General features: G+C 47.9%; 4 protein-coding genes. 2 read left to right on the forward strand and 2 right to left on the reverse strand.

What is annotated here, in order from left to right; all coding sequences use genetic code 11:
• The first annotated feature begins 672 nt into the window (after window positions 1-672).
• Entirely contained in the window at window positions 673-3,597 is a 2,925-nt protein-coding gene (gene urtA / locus QUA36_RS30365) for an urea ABC transporter substrate-binding protein (protein WP_333460060.1), read from the forward strand.
• 366 nt (window positions 3,598-3,963) lie between these two features.
• On the opposite strand, the gene QUA36_RS30370 is transcribed toward urtA, so the two are convergent.
• Window positions 3,964-4,446, reverse strand: coding sequence for a hypothetical protein (locus tag QUA36_RS30370; RefSeq protein ID WP_333158245.1), 483 nt, complete (start codon window positions 4,444-4,446; stop codon window positions 3,964-3,966).
• Window positions 4,447-4,626: 180 nt separating this feature from the next.
• On the opposite strand from QUA36_RS30370, the gene uvrB reads away from it, so the two are divergent.
• Window positions 4,627-6,639 carry an excinuclease ABC subunit UvrB gene (gene uvrB, locus QUA36_RS30375; RefSeq protein WP_333158243.1) on the forward strand — a complete coding sequence of 671 codons (2,013 nt, stop codon included), beginning with the start codon at window positions 4,627-4,629 and terminating at the stop codon, window positions 6,637-6,639.
• Between the two features lie 72 nt (window positions 6,640-6,711).
• Here the strand turns inward: uvrB and QUA36_RS30380 are convergent, their stop codons facing one another.
• Complete coding sequence (locus QUA36_RS30380) at window positions 6,712-7,026, reverse strand: type II toxin-antitoxin system PemK/MazF family toxin (RefSeq protein WP_333460061.1); 315 nt, start codon at window positions 7,024-7,026, stop codon at window positions 6,712-6,714.
• Window positions 7,027-7,114 lie beyond the last annotated feature (88 nt).

A 7,114-nucleotide genomic window follows, 5' to 3' on the forward strand; every position in this document is an offset into this window, starting at 1 on the left:
TGGCACATCTCTTGATGAAATTATTCGTGCTTATTGTGCAGTCTAGTGTCTCATACTTATTTGAAATGACTATAGTATGCTATTTACATCTATTGAATAGCTAAAGTATTTATGGCAGATCCTCTTAAAATAAGGACAATTAATAATTGAATGGGAGCGAAAAATCAAAAAGCAGGGTAATGCTTGTATCACTGTTTAAATGTGCAACAGCTTAGTTTACAGCATGACACATTGTACTCTACAGAGCGACAATGCTTTTTGAATTTGGGATAACCCTTCCTTTTCTCGCCTTTTTTACAGCGGCTATAGAAGCTAGATATAGAAGCCCAAGCGCGTTCCGCACTGGCTTGATGGGCGGCTGAATAGAGGTTTTTCACGAAAGCGCTATGCCGGCAATATCTTTGCAGAGTGCGTACAAGATGGGTTTACTAACATCTGCGTTGTCCATCCAAAATCTGACAGCTTTGTTTCTAATGAACTCGCCTGTTCGGATGGCTTCATGAAGTGCACAGTATTGGTCTTTCGTTCCATTTTTTAGCTTTGCTTTTCTTACTATCATGATATGATTATATGAAACCTCAGCACTTTTTATCAAGGAAAGTCCTAGATAAAAGCCGCACTTAAGTGCGGGGCTTTAAACCCCATTTTTCGGTAAAAATTATCTAAAACCCTATGGGAGCAAGGAGCAGTAACCCTCTCGAAGCAGCCGGCCCGACTCGTGAGCCGATCAAAATAGGCGTTTTGCATTCCCTGACGGGCACGATGTCCATCAGCGAAATTTCAGTTAAAGATGCGACGCTGTTGGCTGTTGAGGAAATTAATGCCGCGGGAGGGGTGCTCGGACGCCCCTTGGAAGCGGTTATAGAAGATGGAGCCAGCGATTTGCAAACTTTTGCTCAAAAAGCTAAGCAATTGCTCCTAGAAGCGCAGGTGGCAGTGGTATTTGGCTGTTGGACTTCGGCGAGCCGCAAAGCTGTACAGCCGGCTTTCGATCACGGCAGCGGGTTGCTGTTCTATCCGGTGCAGTATGAAGGGCTAGAACAGTGTCCGAATATTTTCTACACTGGTGCTGCCCCGAACCAACAGATTGTGCCTGGGGTGAATTATTTGCTGGCACAGGGGAAGCGGAAAATTTTTTTGTTGGGTTCGGACTATATCTTTCCCCGGACGGCAAATCGGATTGTGAAAGCTCAACTGGCGGCACAGGGGGGAGAGTTGGCGGGGGAAGTGTATCTGCCGCTGGGTTCGGGGGATGTGGGCGAGGCGATCGCACATATCTTAGCAGTGAAACCAGATGCTATTCTCAACACTCTCAACGGCGACAGCAATGTGGCTTTTTTCCAAAAGTTGCGGGAAGCTGGCGTGAAACCCGATAATTTGCCCGTGATGTCGGTCAGCGTAGCAGAAGAGGAAGTGCGGGCGATCGGGCCGTCCAATATTGCTGGACATTTGGTGGTTTGGAACTATTTTCAAACGGTGGATACACCGGAAAATCGTAAATTTGTCAAGGCTTATAAAGCCCGATACGGGGAAAATCGAGTCACGGATGACCCGATCGAAGCAGCTTATTTGGGCGTTTACCTCTGGAAGCAAGCAGTAGAAAAAGCGGGTTCGACAAATGTGGTTAAAGTCAGGGCGGCTGCTAAAAATATTGAGTTTGCAGCGCCTTCGGGCAAGGTAAAAATAGATGCCCAAACTCAGCATATTTGGAAAACAGTGCGGATTGGCAAGGTGAGAGTGGACGGTCAAATTGAGGAGATTTGGAATTCCGGCGCACCGGTTCCGCCAGATCCTTTTCTCAAAGCCTATCCTTGGGCGGCGGCATTTGCTCCGAGGCCGATTTCTTTGGGAACTCGGGCTTCTTTGAGCGGGCTGTTTGTCATCTTGGTACTGATAACTTGGATGGCGGTGGGAGTCGGGTGGATGGGTTCTGTGGAGATGAAGAACTATTTGCTGGCAATAGAGGCTGCCTCAGCTCCGGCGGGGGTTTCTGAGGCAGCAATGGCGGTGCTGGTGCAGCAAACTCTGGCAGTGGTAAGCCGCACTCAGCACTGGCTGCTGGGGGCTTTGGTTTTGAGTGCGATCGCGGGGATAGGGGGTTTTGTGTCGGTGTCAGCAATTATTCGGAATCTCGGCTTGCTGCGGGAAACTGCCGAACAGATGGCCAGCGGTGATTTGACGGCTCGATCGCCGGTGGTTTCTAATGACGCGATCGGGGTGCTATCTTCTACTCTCAATACAATGGCTCAGCAAATCAGCAGTTTGCTCAAGGGTTTGGAAGTGCGGCAGCGACAGCTAGAGGAACGATCGGAGGAATTGGAAGTTGCTAAGAATGCTGCCGAAGCTGCCAACCGGGCGAAAAGCACTTTTTTGGCAAATATGACTCACGAGTTGCGGACGCCTTTGAATGCGATTATCGGCTACAGCGAGCTGCTGCAAGAAGAGGCTCTGGAACTCGGCGAAGAAGAGTTTGTGATGGATTTGGCAAGCATTAATATGGCAGGCAAGCAGTTGCTCACCATTATTAGTGACATCCTGGATATTTCTAAAATTGAAGCAGGAAAGGTGACTCTTTTTTTGGAGACTTTTGAGGTGTGGAATTTGATCGAGGAGGTTGTCACTACTGTTCAACCAATGCTAGGGAAAAATGGCAATACTTTGATCGTCAATTGCGATCGCAATATTGGCACGATCTACTCCGATTCGTCGAAGCTGCGACAAGCGCTGTTGAATTTGGCTAGCAATGCTGCTAAGTTTACCGATCAAGGCAAAATTACGATTAATGTTTGGAAGGAAGAAGGGAAGGTTTTGCCGATCGGCAACTCCGAAGAACTCTCGGCAGATCCTTCTCGGTGTCAACAGCCTTCGATCGTCTTTCAAGTCACCGATACCGGCATTGGCATGACTGAGGATCAGGTGTCGAGGCTGTTCGGAGCTTTCACCCAAGCGGACGATTCTACTACCCGCAAATACGGCGGCACCGGTTTGGGGCTGACAATTAGCCGGAAGTTTTGCCAGATGATGGGCGGAGACATTAAGGTTGAGAGCGAATTTGATTGCGGTTCTAGTTTTACGATCCGGTTGCCGATTGCGGTTACAAACCCGAAACAAGTGCCGGAAGATCGAGAAATCGCACAAATGCAGCCGAAGTCTTGCGAGGATTTAGAAACGAGTGTAGCGACGACTGAAGCGAAGCAAAAAGCTGTGCGATCGCAACCGCTGGATCTGCCCGATGCTGCTACGGTGCTGGTGATTGACGACGATCCAGACGCGCGGGATTTGATGACCCGCTGCTTGTCGAAAGAGGGATTTCGGGTGCGATCGTCGGCTAGCGGTCAAGGGGGGCTACTGTTGGCTAAGGAGTTGCTGCCGGACGCGATTATTCTGGACGTGATGATGCCGAGTATGGACGGCTGGGCAGTGCTGTCTACCTTGAAAGCCGATCCGGATTTGGCTGAGATTCCGGTGATTATGATAACTTTTTTGGACGACCAAAATCAGGGTTTAGAATTGGGAGCGGCGGAGTATTTGAGGAAGCCTGTGGATTACAAGCGCTTTGCTGCTTTATTGAGTAAATATCAGGGTATCGGGAAGTAGTTAGTTGACTGTTGACTGTTGACTGTTGACTGTTGACTGTTGACTGTTGACTGTAATTATTACAGTTCTGGACGCCACAAATTGTTATATCCGCTATTGATAAGGGTAAGGTGCGTCGCCCGGAAAAATCTCCAAGTTTCATTTCTCATCTGAGGGCGACGCACCCTACAGATTAGCATTTCACTTCAAGAGAAAACCGCTATACATCCCTCTCAATTACCAATTACCAGACGTACCTCATTAAACCCAGAAGTGCTATGGTTATTGCTTATTAGTAGCAGGTAACAAATAAGAAATAACAACAGTCAACAGTCAACTGACAACGGTCAACAGACAACAGTCAACTAACAACTAACAACTGACTAATTAATCTAAGAAGCCCATTAATGTCGAGCTATCGTCAATTTCGTTTGACGCAATAGGGCGGTTTCCTCCCATTGTGGAGTAAACTTCATCAATGTGCAGAGTGCTGATGGCAATAGGGCGGGCACCGGACATACTGAACATTTCGCTGACTTGCATGGCGCTGGAGCCGATCGGGCGATTGCCGAGTGTAGCAACCACTTCAAAGTCGCTGGATTCCACCGGGCGATTGCCTACAATGCCGTAGGTTTCGCTGATGTGCAGGGTGCTAGTGCCGATCGGGCGATCGCCCGATATCGAGACGATCTCGCTGATGGTAAAATCGTCTGGGCCGACGGGACGGTTGTCATGCAGGTGTGGCGGCCGATAAAGTTGAATTCCTGTTGCTTTGGCATCCGTGGGTTCTGTCGCTTGGCTTTTGGAACTGCCTTTGCCGCGGCGGGCGATCGCTTTGCCTTTGCCTGTACCTGTGCTGCGCGTATCCATAATTCTTTTCCTCGCTTATTGCTGTTGATTGCTGGGTTCGGACAACTGCTTTTGTGGGCTTTCTGCTTTCTATTTCGGCCGATGATTAAAATAATATTACAAAGTCTAACTATTTTTTTAACGAAATTGCATAATCTCTGCATTTTTGTTAAGATTTATGGGTAATAGCTACATTTTCCTATGGTAACTGCGGCAGCATCTTTTCAATTGCAAGCGCCCTTCCAGCCCACAGGCGACCAACCGCTAGCGATCGCCCAACTTGTCAAAGGCATCGAAGCGGGCGATCGATTTCAAACCTTACTCGGCGCCACAGGTACGGGTAAAACCTTCTCCATTGCCTCGGTGATTGAAAAAATCGGCAGACCCACCTTAGTTCTAGCACACAACAAAACCCTGGCAGCTCAACTGTGCAACGAACTGCGAAATTTTTTCCCGAACAATGCAGTCGAATACTTTGTCAGTTATTACGACTACTACCAACCTGAAGCATACATCGCCGTCACGGATACTTTCATTGAGAAAACGGCAGCAATTAACGACGAGATAGATATGCTGCGGCACTCCGCCACGCGATCGCTCTTTGAACGCCGCGACGTAATTGTAGTTGCTTCAATTAGCTGCATCTACGGTTTGGGAATGCCTGCAGAATACCTGAAAGCTGCTATTCCTTTGCGAGTAGGAATGGAAGTCAACCAGCGGCAAGTTTTGCGAGATTTAGTTAACGTCCAATACAGCCGCAACGATATAGATTTAGGGAGAGGCAAATTTCGCGTCAAAGGCGATGTTTTGGAAATCGGTCCCGCTTACGAAGATAGAATTATTCGCGTTGAATTCTTCGGCGACGAAATTGATGCCATTCGCTACGTTGACCCGGTAACAGGTAAAATCCTGCAAAGTTCAACGGCTTTAAATATCTATCCAGCGCGCCACTTTGTCACGGCAGAAGATAAATTAGAGGCTGCTTGCCAAGGAATAGAACTCGAATTAGAAGACAGATTGGCAGAATTTGAAAAACAGGGGAAACTCTTAGAAGCTCAGCGTTTAGAACAGCGCACGCGCTACGATTTGGAAATGCTGCGCGAGGTAGGTTACTGCAACGGAGTCGAAAATTATTCGCGGCATTTAGCAGGGAGAAATGCGGGGGAACCGCCAGAATGTTTGATTGATTATTTCCCGAAAGATTGGATGTTGGTGATAGATGAATCTCACGTCACAGTGCCGCAAATTCGGGGGATGTACAACGGCGACCAAGCGCGGAAAAAAGTATTGATAGAACATGGTTTTCGTTTGCCGAGTGCGGCAGATAACCGCCCTTTAAAAGCAGAGGAATTCTGGGCAAAAGAGAATCAGTGCATCTTTGTTTCTGCTACGCCTGGGGATTGGGAAATGGAAATATCTGAAGGCAGAGTTGCAGAGCAAGTAATTCGCCCTACGGGAGTAATAGATCCGACGATTTTCGTGCGCCCGACGGAAGGACAAATAGATGATTTGTTGGGGGAAATTAAGGAGAGAGTAAGTCGGGACGAGCGAGTTTTGGTGACGACTTTAACGAAGCGGATGGCGGAAGATTTAACCGAATATTTGCAGGAGAGGGCGATTAGAGTGCGGTATTTGCACTCGGAAATTCAGTCGATTCAACGCATCGAAATTATCCAAGATTTGCAGGATGGTAAGTTTGATGTATTGATTGGTGTTAACTTGCTGCGGGAAGGTTTGGATTTGCCGGAAGTTTCGCTGGTGGTAATTTTGGATGCGGATAAAGAGGGGTTTTTGCGATCGGGACGTTCGTTGATTCAAACGATTGGAAGGGCGGCGCGGCACGTTCAGGGACAGGCTATTTTGTATGCGGATAATTTGACGGATAGTATGGTGAAGGCGATCGACGAAACGGATCGACGCCGGGGGATTCAGCTAGCGTACAATAAGATGCACGGGATTACGCCGCAGCCGATCGCCAAAAAGCGATCGAGTAATGCGATTTTGGCATTTTTGGATGTGTCGCGCAAGCTGAATTCTCAGCAGTTGGAGGAGGTTTACGAACAGGTAAACGAGTTATCTCTGGATGAGATTCCTCAGTTAATCGGGCGGTTGGAAGCGCAGATGAAGGCGGCGGCTAAGAAGTTGGAGTTTGAGGAGGCGGGTAAATTGCGCGATCGGATTAAGCATTTGCGGGATAAGCTATTGGGACATTAAGCTTGTTGTCAGGGAATTGAGGGGGATTTTTAACCGCAGATGCACGCAGATAAACGCTGATGAAGGGATAATTTAAAAGCCAAACATCGCTTTTAGTCCATTTGCGATCGGCTGATACTCTTCTGCGGTTAAATCTCCTCGGTAGCCCAAAACACGCTTTATGTCCACAGCACGTATTTGATCCAGCAACACAGTAGAGTCATAGCGTAGGTTTCCCATTCCAGCCTGAAGCTGCGGATATAGCGTTAAGTTTCGTGTCGCCCAATCTCCTTGTTGTGTCGTCAAGGGAACGACTATTACCAACGAAAACCGCGTTATTCCTGTGACATTTGGCAAAGCTACAATTACCGCAGGTCGAGTGTTTTCCTGTTCGCGACCGGGGGGAATTTGAGCAGGGAAGTTATAGTCATTTCAAATAAGTATGAGACACTAGACTGCACAATAAGCACGAATAATTTCATCAAGAGATGTGCCA

This window comes from Microcoleus sp. Pol10D4 (assembly GCF_036701555.1).
Taxonomy (GTDB): domain Bacteria; phylum Cyanobacteriota; class Cyanobacteriia; order Cyanobacteriales; family Microcoleaceae; genus Microcoleus.

What these genes read in the sequence shown, in the direction of transcription:
- QUA36_RS30370 (WP_333158245.1), bottom strand. Translation starts at nt 4,446, where the DNA reads ATGGATACGCGCAGCACAGGTACAGGCAAAGGCAAAGCGATCGCCCGC.
- urtA (WP_333460060.1), top strand. Translation starts at nt 673, where the DNA reads ATGGGAGCAAGGAGCAGTAACCCTCTCGAAGCAGCCGGCCCGACTCGT.
- uvrB (WP_333158243.1), top strand. Translation starts at nt 4,627, where the DNA reads ATGGTAACTGCGGCAGCATCTTTTCAATTGCAAGCGCCCTTCCAGCCC.